The organism is Paracoccus angustae, from assembly GCF_042648745.1.
Taxonomy (GTDB): Bacteria; Pseudomonadota; Alphaproteobacteria; order Rhodobacterales; family Rhodobacteraceae; genus Paracoccus; species Paracoccus angustae.
In genome coordinates, this window is record NZ_JBHRXY010000130.1 from 1 (window position 1) to 610 (window position 610).

Below are 610 nucleotides of genomic sequence, written 5' to 3' on the forward strand. Positions count from 1 at the left end.
CGGCCAGAACAAGACGGTTGCGGCGAGCATGATCGCAGAGAAGAACGTTTCCGGGCACCGGTCGTATCGGGCTGCAAGGCGCCGCCAGTCCTTGAGACGGCCGAACATGATCTCGATGCGGTTGCGCCGTTTGTAGCGCCGCTTGTCGTATCTGGCAGCCTTCTTGCGAGACTTCCGGTCCGGGATGCAAACCTTTATCCCCTTGTCTTCAACGAGTGTTGGAACCAGTCAGCGTCACAGCCTCTGTCGGCGAGCAGCCACCCCGCCTTCGGCAGGCTGCCCAGCAGCGCCGCCGCGCCGGTATAATCGCTGACCTGCCTGGCGGACATGAAGAACCCGATCGGCCGCCCCTTCGCATCCGCGACAGCGTGCAACGTGGTGTTCATGCCACCTTTGGTTCGTCCGATCTGGCGCGCTCGCCCCCTGTTTTGACCCGCGGGCTCGATGCCGTGCGGTGTGCCTTGAGATAGGTCGCGTCGATCGTGATCGTCTTGCGTTCGGCGCTTTCGGCGGCCAGGCCCACCAGGATCCGGGCGAAGACCCCGTTGTCGCTCCAGCGCTTCCAGCGGTTGTAGAGGGTCTTCGCCGGACCGAATTCCTTCGGCGCGTC

General features: G+C 63.9%; 1 pseudogene. It reads right to left on the minus strand.

The window, feature by feature from the left end:
* Window positions 1-610, minus strand: a pseudogene (locus ACFOM8_RS23065) (IS5 family transposase); the annotation flags it as partial.